Raw genomic sequence first — 16,072 nt, 5'->3', positions numbered from 1 at the left:
TTATTTAAAACCTTACATGAATTTAGAAGTATTTTATAATATAATTGGTAAATAATTGTTTGTATTGAAAATGAAAAATATTTATAATTATATGGAAATTTAAAGATAGATTTATTTTATATATGTTGGGGAGGAATAAGGGTTATATGAATAAACATAAAAGAGAAACTATAATGATTGGGGTAGGACTTATAGCATTATCACTATTTTTACATTACCTTCATTATTTAGTTTTTAGGGATTTACATCATACTTTGATATTTTTATTTGCTGACATAGCATTTATACCAATGGAAGTATTTTTCACAGCATTTATAATTGAAAAGTTATTAGAAAATCGTGAAAAAGAACATAGAATGGAAAAGTTAAGTATGATAAAAGGGGTTTTCTTCTCAGAATTTGGAGCAGACCTTTTAGAAGAATTTGCAAAAGGGGATAAAGATATTAAAAATCTTGCAAATGTAGCAATAGTTAATAAAGATTGGAGCAAAAAGGATTTTAAAGAGCTTGAAGATATTATGGATAAACATGATTTTTCAGTGGATATTAAAAAAATAGATGTGGAAAAAGTTATAACTATTTTAAAATTAAAAAAAGAAATGTTAATATCTTTTATAGGAAATGAAGCCTTAATGGAGCATGAGATATTTTCAGAGTTACTTATGTCATTATTTCATCTTTTAGAGGAATTTGATGACAGGTATTATAATCTTATATGCAATTGTTGTGATGAGTCTCATATAGAAAAGGATATAACTATAGCATATGAGCAATTAAGTAGAATATGGGTTAGGTATATGAAACATTTAAAGGGAGATTATCCTCAATTATTTTTAAAAGCAATGCTTCATAATCCATTTGATACTAGAAGTGTTGAAGAAAAACTTCAAACATGTGGATTAATTTGTAAAACAAAAAATTAAGATAAAAAAAGGCTTTTTCAAATTTAGAAAAAGTCTTTTTTATATCTTTAGTAAAGTTGTTGTATTATATAACCTTCGGTTTTAAATGTATCTTTAATTGTATTTATATGATCTTCACCATTCGTTTCAACTGTAACTTCAAGTAAAGTATTTCTAAGTTTATTAGCGGCTTTAAATTGATTATGTTCAAGTTTAACAACATTTGCACGAAGATTTCCAAGTATTCTAGTAATATTATTAAGTTCACCAGGAGCGTTTGGAAGCTCTATAGTAAAGCAGAATAGTCTTTTTCTAGAAACTAATGCACTATTAATAAGTGAAGTAATAGTAAGCATGTCTATATTACCACCACTTATTATACAAACAACATTTTTATCTTTTATATTAAGCTTGGATAAAGCAGCAAGTGAAACTGCCCCAGATGCTTCAGCAACTAATTTTTGTTTTTCAATTAATGCTAAAAAAGCATCAACAATTTCATAATCAGTAACTGTTACAACTTCATCAACATAATCTTTTATAATTGAGAAAGTAAGGTCTCCAGGTGATTTAACAGCAATACCATCTGCAATTGTACTTACAGAAGGAAGTGGAGTTAATTCACCTTTTAAGAAGCTTTGCTCCATTGCATTAGCACCAGATGCTTGAACACCTATTATTTTTATGTTAGGATTAATTTCTTTTAATGCTAGTGATATACCGCTTAATAATCCACCACCACCGATTGGACAAATCACTACATCTACATCTTTAAGGTCTTCAATTATTTCAAGACCTATAGTACCTTGTCCATATATTACATTTATATCGTTAAATGGGTGCAAAAATACAGCACCTTCATCTTTTTCTATTTGCTTTGCAAAGTTATATGCATCATCATATACTTTACCATTTAATATAACGTTTCCACCTAAGTCTTTAGTAGACTTAACCTTTAAATATGGAGTAGTTGTTGGCATAACTATGGTTGATTTTATTCCCATAAGATTTGCAGCATAAGCAACTCCTTGAGCATGATTACCAGCTGATGAACATACAACACCCTTTGATTTTTCTTCATCAGTTAGACTCATCATCTTATTTAACGCACCTCTTAATTTATAGGCGCCAGTCAATTGTAAATTTTCACATTTCATATAAACATTATTGTTGCTTTTTTCAGAGAAGAATTTACTATAAAGTAATGGTGTCTTTACAACCACATCTTGAATTTTTTCTCTAGCAGCTTTAATATTATCTAAATGCATACATAACACCTCTCTCATGTATTATTCTCACAAACATTATAACATTTTTGTAAATTTTTGAGTCAAGTATTTTTTAAAAATAATTAAAATATTTAGACTTTTTAAAAAAATTAACCTATAATAAAGAAAATGATATAAATTGGAGGGGATTTTTATGGATAAAAAAATAATAAAAACTGATAAGGCACCAGCTGCCATTGGACCATATTCTCAAGGAATTAAAATTGGAAATTTAGTTTATACATCAGGACAAATTCCAATAAATCCAGAAACTAAAGAATTAGTTACAGAAATAAAAGCTGCAACTAAGCAAAGTTTAAATAATATAAAGGCAATACTTGAAGAAGCTGGAACAAATATGGATAAAGTTATAAAAACTACAGTTTTTGTAAAAGATTTAAATGATTTTGCAGCTGTTAATGAAGTTTATGCTACATTTTTTGAAGGAGAACCACCAGCAAGAAGCTGTGTTCAAGTAGCTAAATTACCATTAGATGCAAAAGTTGAAATAGAAGTAATTGCATTAGCTTAAAAATAATAGAATATTAAATTTTTATGCTTTTTTAAACAATATAATCAACTTATTCATTAATTACAAATTTTGTGAATAAGTTGATTATTTTTTGTGAAATTATAAGTAATACAATTTATATTGGTTAGAATATGTATTATTATAAAAATATAAATTGCTTATATCAAAAAAATACTTTATAGAAAGGAAATAGGTATTTATGGATATTTTACTTATGAAAATAACAATTAGAGCATCTTGGGTAAATTCTTTAAAGGAAAAAAGGATGATTGTAAAAAGCATAACTCAAAAATTAAAAAATAAATTTAATATATCTGTTGGTGAAGTAGATAGACAAGATGAACACAAGATGGCGGTAATTGGTATATCAGCAGTTTGCACAGATGTAAAAATAGCTCATTCTATGAAAGAAAAGATTATAGATTTTATTGAAGAAAATTGTGATGGTGAAATTGTAGATATTGAAGAGGAAACAGAAATATTCTAAGTTATGAAGTTATTAAAACTTAAATTTTGAAAGTTATTTAATAAATAAAGTTGTAACAGTTTTAATTAATAGACATAGATTATTTATATAAAAAATATTTATATAAAAATTTTTAAAACTTATTGACAATAAATGTATAAGATATTATATTATTATACAAGAAGTTTGAAAATAAAATATTAGGTTCTTATCAAGAGCGGTGGAGGGACTGGCCCTATGAAGCCCGGCAACCTATGTAATTAGTAATGATTTAAAGTTATTACTTTATATGTGGTGCCAAATCCTGCAAGTATTCATATACTTGATAGATGAGAGAGTAATTTTATAGGGCAAGTTATACTTATATGCGCTAGAGATATTATTCTCTAGCGCATTTTTATTTTAAACTAATACATTAAAAAGAGATTTTTAACAAAAAGGGGGTATATAGGTTTGATAGAAATAAAAGGATTATCTAAAACATTTGGGGATTTTAAAGTTTTAAATAATATATCACTTAACATTAAAAAAGGAGATATATATGGAATTATTGGACATAGTGGAGCTGGAAAATCAACATTACTTAGATGTTTAAATGGCCTTGAAAAATATGATGAGGGTAGTTTAAAAGTTATAGGAAAAGAAATAAAAAATTTGAGTAAGGAGGATATCAGAAATATTAGAAAAAATTTGGGGATGATTTTTCAAAGTTTTAATCTTTTAGATAGAAAAACAGTATATGAAAATATAGCATTACCTCTTGAAGTTTGGGGATATAAAAAAGATTATATAAATTTAAGGGTTTTAGAACTTTTAAAATTAGTTTCACTAGAGGATAAAAAAGATAGTAAACCAAAGGAATTAAGTGGAGGCCAGAAGCAAAGAGTAGCAATAGCTAGAGCTTTAGCATTAAAGCCAGAAATTTTACTTTGTGATGAAGCAACATCAGCCTTAGATCCAAAAACAACAAAAGATATATTAGCACTTTTATCAAAAATAAATAAAGAATTAAAAATAACAATTGTTGTTGTAACACATCAGATGGAAGTTGTAAAAGATATTTGCGAAAATATAACTCTTTTAGAAGGGGGAGTAGTTAAAGCACAAGGAAAAGCTTCAGAGTTATTTTTAAAACCAGGAGTTTCTCTTAGAAAATTTTTAGGAGAAGATGATGAGATTTTACCAGAGGAGGGGGTTAATATAAGAATATTTTTTCCAAAAAGTTTTTCTGAAAATGCAATTATAACAAAAATGGCAAGAGAGATGAATTTAGATTTTTCGATTGTTTGTGGAAGACTTGAAAAGTTTGGAGATGATGTTTTAGGAAGCTTAGTAATAAATGTTTCGGAGAAGGAAAAGGAAGATGTAATAAATTATCTTATAAATAAAAGTGTTGAATGGGAGGTGATTTAATGTTTAATGAAATATTAGTAGCTACGCTAGAAACTTTTTATATGGTTATATTATCAACAGTTTTTGCTTTTATAGGGGGATTTGTAATTGCAATAGTTTTAACTTTAACAGCAGAAGATGGTTTAAGGCCAAATAAAAGTGTTTATAGAATTTTAGATTTTGTGGTAAATACCCTTAGGAGTTTTCCTTTTGTAATACTTATGGTAGCGCTTTTTCCATTAAGTAAATTTATAATTGGGACAACTATTGGAAAAGAAGCTATGATAGTACCACTTTCAATTGCAACAGCACCTTTTATAGCAAGAATAATTGAAGCTTCACTAAGAGAAGTGGATAAGGGTGTTATAGAGGCAGCAAAATCTTTTGGAGCAACAGACAAACAAATAATATTTAAAGTTATGTTTAAAGAAGCAATGCCAAGTATGGTTTCTGGACTTACTTTAACTATAATAAGCGTTATTGGATATTCAGCTATGGCAGGGGCAGTAGCTGGTGGTGGACTTGGAGATGTAGCAATAAGATATGGATATCATAGATATCAAACTGAATATATGATAGTAACTATAATCATTTTAATAGTTATAGTACAAGGATTACAATGTCTTGGTAATTATTTTTATAAAAAACTTTCAAAATAAAATATAAGCAATAAATAAAGAGGGGGCATTTAACTATGAAAAGAAAAGGATTATTAACAAGTATATTAATTGGGGCGTTATCATTATCATTAGTAGCATGCGGAGGAAATAAGTCATCAGATGATAAAACAATAACTATAGGTGTATCGCCTGTGCCACATAAGGAAATTGTAGAACATATAAAACCACAACTTGAAGATTTAGGATATAAAGTTGTGATAAAAGAATTTACTGATTATGTAACACCAAATAAAGCACTTTCAGAAGGAAGTCTTGATGCAAATTATTTTCAGCATATTCCATATTTAAATGAACAAAATAAGGCAGAGAACTTAGGGCTTAACTATACTGAAAAAGTGCATCTAGAGCCATTAGGTTTATATTCAAAAAAGATTAAAGGTATAGAGGAACTTAAAGATGGAGCTTTAATAGCAATACCAAATGACCCATCCAATGAAGCAAGAGCCTTAAGGCTTTTGGAAGGAAAAGGACTTATAAAAATTAAAGAAGGAGAGCTTGTAACTCCAAAAGATATAACAGAGAATAAAAAGAATTTACAATTTAAAGAGTTAGAAGCAGCTTCAATACCAAGGTCATTAGAAGATGTAGATGCTGCTGTAATAAATGGTAATTATGCAATTGATTCTGGATTTTCAGTTAAAAAGGATGCCTTGATAATTGAAGATAAAAATTCAAAAGCAGCTGAGCTATATTCAAATATAATAGCTGTAAGAGAAGATAATAAAGATAGTGAAAAAATTAAAGCATTAAATAAAGCTTTAACATCTGATGAGTGTAAAGAATTTATAAATAGTAAATATGATGGGGCTGTAATACCTGTATTTTAATGATAGAATAATTTTAATTTATATATTTTATAAATTAAGATATTGTCATAAAATGTAAATTAAAATTTTAATATTAAAAAATTATTAGTTAAAATAGAAGAATTTAATGTAATATATATTAAATGAAGCTAAATAAGGTTAAATTTATTCCTTATTTAGCTTTTTTTTTGTTATAATTTCATTATACAAAAACATATGTAAAATTTAAAAAGGATATTTGGGGAGGAAAACTTTATGAATATATCAAATGTATTAGTAAGTCTTACTGGAAATGATATTTTAAGTATAATAAATGATTTTGTAAAAGTTGACGGTTTATTATTAGATGAAGTTATAATAGATGAAAATATTTTAATTAGAGGAAGCTTTACTAAAATAATAAAAATAAAATTTGAAGTTACTTTAGATGATTTAAAAGTGGTAGATGGAAAGGTTAATGGAAGATTTTCTAAATTAAAAGTATATAAACTTGGAATGATTAGAATGATTAGAAGTTTATTACTTAAATCATTATTAAATATTTTTGGAGATATAGGAATAGAAGAAAATAGAGATGAACTTATTATAAATGTAGATGATTTATTAAAAGGTGTTCCATTTTTAAAAATAAATGTAGAAGAAATATTTTTTAAAGATAAAATGATAAATGCAACTGTAAAAAATGTGGATATAAATATTAGTAAATTAAACTTAAATAAAGGGACAGAAGAAGTTAAACAAGAAAATATAAATGATGAAAAAATTTTAGACAATAATATAAGCGAAGAAGAACTTTCATTAGAAGAAAATATAGGATTAAATGAAAAAATAGAGAATGAATTTATAGAAGAAGATGAAATAATAGAAAATAAGGCAAATGATTATTATTCAAAAGGAAGAGATGAAGTTAAAGAAAAATTAGAAAATAAACTTCCAGAGAATGCAAAAGATTTTTCAGAATATTTATTTTTAATACCAGATTTATTAGCACTTGTATTAAGACTTCTTAAAGATAAGAGAGTTCCTATAAAAACTAAGGTTTCAGTATCTGCTTCTATTGCATATATAGTATGTCCAACTGATATGATACCAAGTAATATACCTTTTATAGGTAAAATTGATGATTTAGCAGTTTTATTTTTTGCACTAAATAGAATTTCAAAAGAGGTACCTTTAAATGTATTATTAGAAAATTGGTCAGGTAAAGAGGAATTAATTTTAGTTTTAAGAAGTGGTCTTGAATATGTAACTAATTTTACAGGAGCTAGAAATATAGAAAAAATTTATAGTGTTGTTGAAGAATTATCTACACTTTAATAAAGGAGATTAAATAAATGGCAAAGTTTTATTCAGTATATAAAGGAAAATCAGGAGAACCTAAAATATTTACTTCATGGGATGAATGCAAAAAAGAAGTAATAGGATTTAAGGGGGCTATATATAAAAGTTTTAAAACTATGGATGAAGCGAAGGAATTTATACTTCTTAATGCTGAAGGAAAAGGTAGAGATTTTAATTTTTCAAAACCAAAAATAGTGAGTGAAACATCAAGGTTAAATAAAGAAGATAGAGAATTAGATTTAAAAGATTCTTTAGTTATATATGTTGATGGAAGCTTTTCTTTAGAAAAGAAAAACTTTTCTTATGGACTTGTAGCAACAAAAAATGGTGAAGTTATATATGAAGAAAATGGAGCTGGAAATGATGAAAAGGCTATTCCACTTAGAAATGTTTCTGGAGAAGTATTAGGATCAATGAAGGCAGTAGAATATGCTATAAATAATGGATACAATGAAGTTTATATAGTATATGATTATCAAGGTATTGAAAGCTGGGCTTTAGGAACATGGAAAAGAAATAATGAAATAACTTCAAATTATCATAGTTTTATGCAAAATAAAATGAAAGAAATAAATATTAAATTTAAAAAGGTAAAAGGTCACAGTGGCGATAAATTTAATGACAGAGCTGATATTTTGGCAAAATCAGCACTTGGAATTTAATGATAAAATATAAACATAATTCCTAGTTTAAAAAGTAATAATTTACATACCATAAATATAGCATCAAAAATAATTATTATAAAGAGGTGTTATTTATGAGTAAATTAATCAAAGGAATGGTTGCAGGTGCAGCACTAGGAACAGCAATAAGTATGGCAGTATTACCACAACTAGATAGAAAGACACAAAGAACTGTTAAAAGAGCAGGAAAAAGATTAATGAATGCTGCAGGTGATACTGTAGAAAATATGATGTCAATGATGAAATAATTAATTCATTGCTTGAGGTTTATTAAATAGATATCTATTTAATAAACCTTTTTTATTTAAATAAATTATTTAAATACTATTTTCATAGATTTTAGTTAAATTTACAACTTATCAAATTTTGATTAGGAATTATTTAAAAATTTTAACTATGAGTTCTTTGACTTCAATTTTGGCTAATCATATAATTTATATATATCGGATAATAAATAAAAATCAAAGGGATTTTGTATAATAAATAATTTTGATTTTTATTTATCTCTAAGAAAATGGAGGGATAAATATGAATAGATTCATGAGTGTATTTTTTCGTTTAGTTCCTTTAATAATGGGAGCTATATGTATAACATATGGATTTTATGTTAAGGTGCTAGAAGAGACGACAGGTAAAGGTTATATTGTTGCAAGTCATGTACTTATAGCATTAACTGCTATATGTATTGCTTTATTCACAACAGCGGCAACAATTATAAGACAATTAATAAACAAATATAATAATTTTTATAAATTTTTACTCCCTATAATAGGATATGCAGTTAGTTTATTTACTGTATTTTCAGGAGTTTATATTTGGAAAACGGCTGGAGATAATGCACCGTATTTTGTATCAGGAAATATTGTTTTTGCTATAGGCTTAATAGCTTGTTGTGTTTCCACAGTTGCAACAGCATCAACTAAGTTTGTACTTATAACAAAAAATGAAGCAACATTAAAATATGGTGAAAAACAAATAAATGCTTTTTCAGATTTTCAAGGAAAGATATTGATAGCAGTTCCGGCTATTTGTGCAATAATAGGTTTTTTTAGAGGATTTTATTTGTTATTTAAAGAGAGTATACCACCATATTTTATAGCAGCACATGTAGTTATTGGTCTATCTCTTATATGTTCATGTTTAATAGCGTTAGTTGCAAGTATAGTTAGACAAATACAAAATATATTCACTAATGAAGAAAGATGGAAGTGGAGTATATTTGTACTCTTAATTGGAACTATAAACGTATTATGGGGAGCAATGGTATTAATAAATTGTACTAATGATGCATTTATAGCACCAGGGATAGTATTAATTGGTCTTGGACTTATTTGTTATAGCATATCAAGTAAAGTTATATTACTAGCAGCAGTATGGCGTAGAGAATTTAAGTTAGCAAACAGAATACCTATAATTCCAGTAGTAACAGCTCTTATATGTTTATTTTTATCATCTTATTTGTTTGAAGCAAGTTTATTTAATTCAGCTTATTTTGTTCCAGCACATGTTATGGTTGGACTAGGGGCAGTGTGTTTTACATTATTTTCAATAGTTTCAATACTTGAAAGTGGAACATCAAAGTAATAGATTTTAATATAAATATAAATAAATTAAAAATATCAGTTATAAGTTTTAATATTTATAACTGATATTTTTTTGTATTAAGTAGTTTATTAATAAAAATATGAATTAGTTAACAAAGTTTTAATTTAAATTAAATTATTGCATGAAAAAAAATAACAAAGTTTAACAAAAATATTGTATATTCTCAGATTATCGTGATATAATTAATTTAAATTTAAACAAAATATGAATAAGATTAATAAAAAATGAATAATATAAAGCAAAGGAAGATACTGTATGGAGATTTTATCTTTAGGAGAAAAAATTAAAAGAAAAAGAAAAAAATTAAATATGACTTTAAAAGATTTAGCTAAAGACAGAATAACACCAGGACAAATTAGTTTAGTTGAATCAGGTAGATCCAATCCATCAATGGATTTATTAGAATATTTGGCTAGTAATTTAAAAACTACAGTAGAATATTTAATGGAATCAGAAGAAAGCCAAGCCCATAAAGTGTGTACTTATTATGAGCAAATAGCAGAAGCTTATATGTTTAATAAAAAATATGAAATCAGCGAAAATTACATATCAAAAGCTTTAGAATATGCAAATAATTATAATTTAGAATGCAAAAAAGGAATGCTTATAAATCTTAAAGCTAAAATATATTTAAGTAAAAATGAATTGAATTTAGCTAAACAAAATTTTTTATCTGCTAATGTTATTTTTACTAAAAATAATAATTATAGAGAAATTATAGAAACTTTTTTAAATCTTGCAAAAATAGCTTTAAAGCTTAGAACTTATTATTCAGCAAATAGTTATTTAAAACAAGCAGAAAAAGTGTTTTTAGATAATAATCTTACAGAATATTATCTTTTAGGAGAAATATATTTTTATTTAGCAAAAACATATTTTGAAATGGATAATATAGGACAAGCTATGAATTATTCTATACTAGCTAAAGAGAAATTAGATATAGTAAATAATAAAGAAAAACATGCAGAAATATTATTAAAATTAGCAGAAGAGTGTAACGAAAATGGAGACTTAGAAAATGCAATAAAATATTCAAATGAAACTTTAAAGTTTTATAGAGAAATTGAAGATATATCAAATACTTCAGATTTAGAAAATGAACTTGGTAAGCTTTTTTATAATTTTGAGAATATAGATGAGTCATTTAAAAGATATGAAGTAGCAAAAAATATTAGAATACAAAATAATGATAATAAAGTTATAGATACACTTATAAATATGTGTAGAAATTATTTGAAAGTAAAAGATATTAAAAGGTGTACAGAAGTTTTAAATAACATTTATGAAAAATTACCAGAAAATAACGTTAAAGAATTAATAGAATGTAATTTAATAAAATATAGAATACTTATTATAAACGAAGATAATATAGAAGCTGAAAAGGTTTTATTAGAAACTTACACAATTGCATTAGAAAATGACTTATTAAAAGTAGCAGGAGAGATTGCAATTATGATTGGTAAGTTTTATATAGATAATAAAAAAGAAGATGCAGCAAAATTATATTTAAATGAAGGGGTTAGAATTTTCAATAAAGTTGGAATACTAGCTAACTAAAGAAGGTGGGGAATTATGGAGATACTTTCAACAGGAGAAAAAATAAAAAGAGCAAGAATATATAGAGGTATTACACTTAAAGAATTATGCGGTAATAAAATATCTATTTCTAAAATGAGCTGTATAGAAAATGGTAAAGTTAAAGCTGATGAAGAAATTTTAAGATACGTTTCAGATGTAATAGAATTAGATTACGAATATATTGCTAAAGATGTTTATGATCAAATAATAGAGAATATAGATATTTTTGAAAAGGGAGAAACATCAAATTTATCTTTAGAAAGCGATATAAAATTAAACTTAGATTATGCAATTGGATATAAATATTATGAATTAGCATTTAAATTAATTCATAAGCTTTTCAATTATTATTTATTAAATAATAAAAAAGATGAAATATTAGATATAATTCCAAAATATTATGATTTATATAGAAGAAATAATTCTGATGAAAATAATATAATATATTTTAATGATATGGCAGAGTATTTTTACAAAATAAAAGAATATAGTGAAGCTAAAACTTATTACATTAGGGTTATTGAAACACTAGAAAAAAATAAAGAAAACCAAGAAAAGGAGATTTATTGCTATAGCATATATAGAGAGGGAATGTGTTTTTTAAAGTGCAATCAATATGATGAAGCTGAAAAATACTTAAAAAGAGCTAAAGAGCTTTCAATTAATATAAAAAATAAGGAAATAATAAGTAAAGTGTATTATGCAAATAATATTATTGCAATACTAAATAATAATTTGAATTTATTAGATATTGAAAAGTCATCAGAACTTTTAGACGATATAACTAAAATTGTATCATTTAAAATAGATTATGCAGAAGCTTATTTCTTAATAAATAAAGAAGATGAAGCAATTAGACAAATTAATGAAGCAATATCACTTTTACCTCAAAATTTTACTTATGAAATAGGTGAAATATATATAAAATTTGCCAATATACTTAAAGATAATGGTAAATTAGAATTTGCAGAAGAGTTGGTGGATAAAGCTTTAAATATTGCAATTGAAATAAATGATATAATACTTATAGAAAAGGCATATTATTTAAAAGGAATACTTCTTCAAAGACAAAATAGATTTAGAGAAGCAGAGTTATATATGAATTTATCTTTAGATTCATTAGTTAAGTTTGGAACTAAAAGTGATTTATATAAAAGATATATTGATATAGCAAATATGTATCATAAAACTCAAGAAATACAAGATTCAATAAAGTATTTCACTTTAGCTATGAATATAAAAAGTAAAATATAATTTTAAAAAATACCTATAAGTTAAATTTATAGGTATTTTTTTATGCTTAATTATAAATTTGTAAACTTTATACATAAATTTAATAGATAATGAAGAATTTTTAAAGAAATAGAGAGAAAAATAAATTTATAGTAAATAAAAGATTTTATATAAATTTATTTTTTTAAAAGAATGGCTATTTTAAAAGGTTTAGGATTAGTTTAAGAAAAATCTTTTTATTATGACTGTTAACAAAATAAAAAACTAAGAAAAATGGAGCAATATATAGAAAATAAGAGTAATTATAAGTAAATATTCAAAAAACCAAAAAAAATATTCAAAAATCAAACTTTGACTTTCTTTGACTAATATAATATTATGATATCAAGATAAAATACGTAAGAGGTGAATTAAAGATGAATGTAGATAGAATGACACTAAGAGTTCAAAATGCTTTAAATGAGGCTAACTTAATAGCCGTTAAAAATAATAATCAACAAATGGATGTAATTCATCTTTTTGCTAGTTTAGTAGAACAACAAGATGGATTAATTCCAAATATATTAAACAAAATGGGAATTCAAGTAAAGAGCTTAGAGAACGCAATAAATCAAGCAATTTCACGTCTTCCTAAGGTAACAGCATCATCTGGTGCAGAATCAAATGTTTATATAACAAAGAAAATACAAGAAGTTTTAATAAAGGCAGATGAGATTTCAAAGAAATTTGAAGATTCATATATAAGTGTTGAGCATTTAATGCTTGCAATTATGGAAATAGATAAAAATGGAGAAGTTGGACATTTATTAGATATGTATGACATATCAGAACATAAATTTATGGAAGTATTAAAGGAAGTTCGTGGAAGTCAAAGAGTTGATACTCAAGATCCAGAAGGAACTTATGATGCTTTAGCTAAATATGGTACAAATTTAAATGAATTAGTTAAAAGTCATAAATTAGACCCTGTTATTGGAAGAGATGAAGAAATAAGAAGAACTGTTAGAATACTTTCAAGAAGAACTAAAAATAATCCAGTATTAATTGGGGAACCTGGTGTTGGTAAAACAGCAATAGTTGAAGGTTTAGCACAAAGAATAGTTAATGGAGATGTACCTGAGGGATTAAAAGATAAAGTAATATTCTCATTAGATATGGGTTCACTTATAGCAGGTGCTAAATATAGAGGAGAGTTTGAAGAAAGATTAAAAGCTGTACTTAAAGAAGTTCAAAATAGTGAAGGTAGATTAATATTATTTATAGATGAAATTCATACAATTGTTGGAGCTGGTAAAACAGATGGCGCAATGGATGCAGGTAACCTTATTAAGCCATTACTTGCAAGAGGTGAATTACACTGTATTGGTGCAACAACTTTTGATGAATATAGACAATATATTGAAAAAGATAAAGCACTAGAGAGAAGATTTCAACCTGTAATTGTAAATGAACCATCAGTAGATGATGCAATTTCAATTCTAAGAGGATTAAAAGAAAGATTTGAAATTCACCATGGAGTTAGAATACATGATTCAGCTATAGTTGCAGCTGTTAAATTATCAGATAGATATATTCAAGATAGATATTTACCAGATAAAGCAATTGACTTAATTGATGAAGCTGGAGCTATGATAAGATCAGAAGTTGATTCACTTCCAACAGAACTTGATGCTGTTAGAAGAAAAATATTCCAATTAGAAACTGAAAAAGAAGCTTTATCTAGAGAAAAAGATGAAAATTCTAAGAAGAGATTAGAAGTAATAGAAAAAGAATTAGCAGATCTTAAAGAACAAAATGATGGAATGAGTGCTAAGTATGAAAAAGAAAAAGAAAATATAGTTGATCTTAGAGAATTAAAAGAGCAATTAGATGAAGCTAAAGGTGATCTTGAAAGATATGAAAGAAATTATGATTATAATAAAGTAGCTGAAATTAGATATAGTATAATTCCAGAATTAGAAGAAAAGATTAAAGCAAAAGAAGAGGAAGTAAAAGAAAACTCAGATGGTGCTTTATTAAAAGAAGAAGTAACAGAAGAAGAGGTTGGAGAAGTTCTTTCAAAATGGACTGGAATTCCTGTTACAAAGCTTATGGAAGGTGAAAGAGAAAAACTTTTAAGATTAGATGAAGAGTTACAATCAAGAGTAATAGATCAAGAGGAAGCTGTTGATTCAGTATCAAACGCTATACTTAGAGCAAGAGCTGGACTTAAAGATGAAAATAAACCAATTGGATCATTTATATTCTTAGGACCAACTGGTGTTGGTAAAACAGAACTTGCAAAAACTTTAGCAAGAACATTATTTGATAGTGAAGAAAGTATGATAAGAATTGATATGTCTGAATATATGGAAAAACAATCAGTTTCAAGATTAGTTGGACCACCTCCAGGATATGTTGGATATGAAGAAGGCGGTCAATTAACAGAAGCTGTTAGAAGACATCCATATTCAGTAGTTTTATTTGATGAAATAGAAAAAGCACATCCAGATGTATTTAATATATTCCTACAAATACTAGATGATGGTAGACTTACAGATAATAAAGGTAAAACTGTAGACTTTAAAAATACTATAATAATTATGACATCAAATATAGGTTCACATTTCTTATTAGAAGGAACAAAAAATGGTGAGATTTCAGAAGAAGCAAGAGGCTATGTAATGAATGAAATGAAATCAAGATTTAAACCAGAGTTCCTAAATAGAGTTGATGATATCATAATGTTTAGACCATTATCAGAAAATGGTATTAAGAAAATTATTGATATATTCTTAAAAGATGTTGAAAAGAGATTAACAGAAAAGAATATTAAGCTTGAAGTTACAGATGGAGCTAAAGATATATTAGCTAAAGAAGGATATGATCCAGTATATGGTGCAAGACCACTTAAGAGATATATTCAAAATACTTTAGAAAATAGATTAGCTAGAATGATAATTAAAGGAACTATTGGTTATGGTTCAATTGTAAAAATTGACGGTGAAGGCGATAATTTAACAATTAAACCTAATAATTAAAAGTATATAAACCCCTAAATAGCATAAAATAAAGACAAGATGGGTGGGTAAGATTAATATCTTTTCCTACCCGTTTTTTAAAATGTAAATTAGGAGGGATTTTAATGGAATACATAACCCCAGAAGATAATTATCTAGTAGTATTTCCTGATGGAAGAGGTGTTACCTTTAAAGATATTGAAGGTTGTAGTGCTTATATAAATAGATATTATGAAGAAAGAGTAAGAATTCATGCAATGGAAGAAGTTTATGAAAATTATGATTTAACAAAAGAAGATGCAAGAGATAGAATATCTACAATAATTGGTGCTGAAGAAGGAGAACCTAAAATATATTATTTAGATGATGTTTTTGAAGCTATACAAAATTCAGGTGCTTTTTTAGAAGAACAACAAGAAGTAATAAGTAATCTTTTAGGTAGAAATTCAAAAATAAATACTACTCACTATGGTTTAGATAAAATATTAATAAATGTTAATGATATAATAGAGGGTAGATTATAAAAAAAATATGAAAAAAATGTTTTTCTTATAATTTAGTCAAACTTTAATTATAAATTTTAATTA

15 protein-coding genes and 1 riboswitch are annotated in these 16,072 nt (G+C 25.8%); of the genes, 14 read left to right on the top strand and 1 reads right to left on the bottom strand.

Features of this window, described 5'->3' with window-relative positions:
• Nucleotides 1–146 precede the first annotated feature (146 nt).
• The gene (locus tag Q4E08_RS06410; protein WP_303129478.1) at nt 147–923 is read left to right on the top strand and encodes a hypothetical protein; all 777 of its coding nucleotides are present in this window, start codon (nt 147–149) and stop codon (nt 921–923) included.
• A 47-nt stretch (nt 924–970) separates the two neighbouring features.
• Here Q4E08_RS06410 and ilvA read toward each other — a convergent pair whose 3' ends face one another.
• A complete protein-coding gene (gene ilvA, locus Q4E08_RS06405) occupies nt 971–2,170 on the bottom strand; it encodes a threonine ammonia-lyase (RefSeq protein ID WP_303129477.1) in 1,200 nt (399 codons plus the stop codon).
• Nucleotides 2,171–2,324: 154 nt separating this feature from the next.
• Between ilvA and Q4E08_RS06400 the strand changes: the two genes are divergently transcribed.
• The 13 genes from Q4E08_RS06400 (at nt 2,325) to Q4E08_RS06340 (ending at nt 16,009) form a co-directional block, all read left to right on the top strand.
• Nucleotides 2,325–2,702, top strand: coding sequence for a RidA family protein (locus tag Q4E08_RS06400; protein WP_303129476.1), 378 nt, complete (start codon nt 2,325–2,327; stop codon nt 2,700–2,702).
• Between the two features lie 199 nt (nt 2,703–2,901).
• Complete coding sequence (locus Q4E08_RS06395; RefSeq protein ID WP_303129475.1) at nt 2,902–3,189, top strand: DUF503 domain-containing protein; 288 nt, start codon at nt 2,902–2,904, stop codon at nt 3,187–3,189.
• A gap of 184 nt (nt 3,190–3,373) precedes the next feature.
• Nucleotides 3,374–3,504, top strand: a riboswitch (SAM riboswitch).
• Nucleotides 3,505–3,621: 117 nt separating this feature from the next.
• Nucleotides 3,622–4,581, top strand: coding sequence for a methionine ABC transporter ATP-binding protein (locus Q4E08_RS06390; protein ID WP_303129474.1), 960 nt, complete (start codon nt 3,622–3,624; stop codon nt 4,579–4,581).
• Nucleotides 4,581–5,219 carry a methionine ABC transporter permease gene (locus Q4E08_RS06385; RefSeq protein WP_303129473.1) on the top strand — a complete coding sequence of 213 codons (639 nt, stop codon included), beginning with the start codon at nt 4,581–4,583 and terminating at the stop codon, nt 5,217–5,219. The genes Q4E08_RS06390 and Q4E08_RS06385 overlap by 1 nt, the downstream gene beginning before the upstream one ends.
• Before the next feature lie 35 nt (nt 5,220–5,254).
• Nucleotides 5,255–6,067 (top strand): MetQ/NlpA family ABC transporter substrate-binding protein, encoded by an 813-nt coding sequence (locus Q4E08_RS06380; RefSeq protein ID WP_303129472.1) that lies wholly within the window; start codon nt 5,255–5,257, stop codon nt 6,065–6,067.
• 234 nt (nt 6,068–6,301) lie between these two features.
• Nucleotides 6,302–7,363, top strand: a complete 1,062-nt coding sequence (locus tag Q4E08_RS06375; protein WP_303129471.1) for a YkvA family protein — start codon at nt 6,302–6,304, stop codon at nt 7,361–7,363.
• Nucleotides 7,364–7,380: 17 nt separating this feature from the next.
• Nucleotides 7,381–8,049, top strand: coding sequence for a ribonuclease H family protein (locus tag Q4E08_RS06370; protein WP_303129470.1), 669 nt, complete (start codon nt 7,381–7,383; stop codon nt 8,047–8,049).
• 95 nt (nt 8,050–8,144) lie between these two features.
• The gene (locus tag Q4E08_RS06365; protein ID WP_303129469.1) at nt 8,145–8,318 is read left to right on the top strand and encodes a YtxH domain-containing protein; all 174 of its coding nucleotides are present in this window, start codon (nt 8,145–8,147) and stop codon (nt 8,316–8,318) included.
• A 280-nt stretch (nt 8,319–8,598) separates the two neighbouring features.
• Nucleotides 8,599–9,654, top strand: a complete 1,056-nt coding sequence (locus tag Q4E08_RS06360; protein WP_303129468.1) for a DUF2776 family protein — start codon at nt 8,599–8,601, stop codon at nt 9,652–9,654.
• A gap of 276 nt (nt 9,655–9,930) precedes the next feature.
• Entirely contained in the window at nt 9,931–11,232 is a 1,302-nt protein-coding gene (locus tag Q4E08_RS06355) for a helix-turn-helix domain-containing protein (RefSeq protein ID WP_303129467.1), read from the top strand.
• Between the two features lie 15 nt (nt 11,233–11,247).
• Nucleotides 11,248–12,507 (top strand): helix-turn-helix transcriptional regulator, encoded by a 1,260-nt coding sequence (locus Q4E08_RS06350; protein WP_303129466.1) that lies wholly within the window; start codon nt 11,248–11,250, stop codon nt 12,505–12,507.
• A 395-nt stretch (nt 12,508–12,902) separates the two neighbouring features.
• A complete protein-coding gene (gene clpB, locus Q4E08_RS06345; protein WP_303129465.1) occupies nt 12,903–15,506 on the top strand; it encodes an ATP-dependent chaperone ClpB in 2,604 nt (867 codons plus the stop codon).
• 104 nt (nt 15,507–15,610) lie between these two features.
• Nucleotides 15,611–16,009: a hypothetical protein gene (locus tag Q4E08_RS06340; protein ID WP_303129464.1), complete on the top strand. Its 399-nt coding sequence runs from the start codon at nt 15,611–15,613 to the stop codon at nt 16,007–16,009.
• Nucleotides 16,010–16,072 lie beyond the last annotated feature (63 nt).

Origin of the sequence: Clostridium sp. (genome assembly GCF_030532265.1) — a bacterium.
Classification (GTDB): domain Bacteria; phylum Bacillota; class Clostridia; order Clostridiales; family Clostridiaceae; genus Clostridium.
The sequence above is the reverse complement of the archived record's forward strand: the minus strand, read 5'-3'. Positions and strand labels throughout refer to the sequence as shown.